The 1,488-nt window shown below is 70.7% G+C and carries 2 protein-coding genes and 1 pseudogene; all 3 read left to right on the top strand.

Annotated elements, in window-relative coordinates:
• Nucleotides 1-349: pseudogene (locus G6024_RS01010) on the top strand (membrane protein insertase YidC); the annotation flags it as partial.
• A gap of 108 nt (nucleotides 350-457) precedes the next feature.
• Entirely contained in the window at nucleotides 458-895 is a 438-nt protein-coding gene (locus G6024_RS01005) for a GNAT family protein (protein WP_181694338.1), read from the top strand.
• A 232-nt stretch (nucleotides 896-1,127) separates the two neighbouring features.
• A partial coding sequence (locus G6024_RS01000; protein ID WP_159147624.1) for an ATP-binding cassette domain-containing protein occupies nucleotides 1,128-1,488 on the top strand: 361 nt, incomplete at its 3' end.

Below are 1,488 nucleotides of genomic sequence, written 5' to 3'. Positions count from 1 at the left end.
CGATGGTACGGCCGGCACCCCGGGCACTCCCGCCACCGCGGGCGCTGCCGGCGCGGCCGGTCCGGGCGCTGGAGCAGGCGCTGATGCGGCGGCCAAGCCGCAGGACTTCCAGTCGATGGCCGAGTCCATGACCGAGTCGATGAACCAGTCGATGAAGATCATGATGTACCTGTTCCCGTTCTTCCCGATCGTGGGCGCGTACTTCTTCAACTTCCCCATAGCGATCGGCCTGTACTGGCTCACCAATAACATCTGGACCGCGGTGCAGTCGCACTTCTTCATGGAGCGGCTCGAGAAGGAACTGCCCATGAGCAGCCGCGAGGGCCTGCCGCCCAGCGCGTTCATGTAGCTCTCGCCGTCCCCCCTTCGCCGGCACACCCGCGCCGTCACACCCGCGCCGTCACACTCGCGCCGTCACACCCTCGGCAGGAGTCCCGGCCGGGTCCACGCTGGAGCCGTGGAGACCGCCGCTCCAGAGGTGAGGTTCCGTCCGCTGACCCGCGACGACCTGCCGACGCTCGCGCGTTGGCTGGCCGAGCCGCTCGTCGCACGATGGTGGTCGGAGAACTCGCCGGACCGGGTCGAACAGGACTTCGGCCCCTACCTCGATGACGCACAGACGGAATGCATCGCCGAACCGGCGGCACGCGGCAGGGGCGCCGGTGCGGCGATGGCGGCCCGGGCGGTCTCCGAGATCTGGGCTCACCACCCCGGCGCGAGCTGCGTGATCGTTCCCGTGAACATCGAGAACCCGCGATCCTGGGGTGCCCTGCTCCGGGCCGGGTTCCGGCGGTTGCCGGACGCGGAGCTCACGCCTGACAACCCCGGTGACACGCCCCTCCACGCGATCTGCCGCATCGACCGTCCCGCCCGCGGAGACGCCGGAACTCCGTGAACGGGCGCAGGGTCGTGGTGAGCGGGCGCGGGTTCGTGCAGAATCCGGCTCTTGCCGCCGCCGGGACCGCGGTGTAGCTTCAGCGTGAACGTCGGTCGGGCGCACGGCGCGACTCCGGGGAGACCCGGGGCCGCGAGGGGCGCGGAGCCGAGGGGAATGAGACGAGGAGATCGAAGGACAGTGCTGAACCGCAGGTGAGTCCCGGCCACACGCCACCTCTCCTGGAGCACGCATGTCTTTCCTCGTCCTGTCGGACGTCGCGTACGCGTTTCCCGACGACACCCCACTCTTCGACGGGCTCGACCTCGCCGTCGGTCCCGGCCTGACCTCCCTCGTCGGTCGCAACGGCGCCGGCAAGAGCACCCTGCTCCGCCTCATCGCGGGCGAACGTCGGCCGACGCACGGTTCGATCACCGTCGACGGCGATCCGGCGGGCCCGCCCACCGTGGGATACCTGCCGCAACTGCTCGCCGACGCCCCGGCGGAGCGCACCCTCGCCGATGAGCTCGGCGTGGGCGGGCGACTGGAGGCGCTGGCGCGGATCGAGGCGGGGGAGGGCGACGACGACGACTTCGAGCTCGTCGGCGATGACT

The organism is Dietzia maris (genome assembly GCF_014144855.1).
Taxonomy (GTDB): domain Bacteria; phylum Actinomycetota; class Actinomycetes; order Mycobacteriales; family Mycobacteriaceae; genus Dietzia; species Dietzia kunjamensis.
Note: the sequence above shows the minus strand (reverse complement) of the source record. Positions and strands in the feature narration are given on the sequence as shown.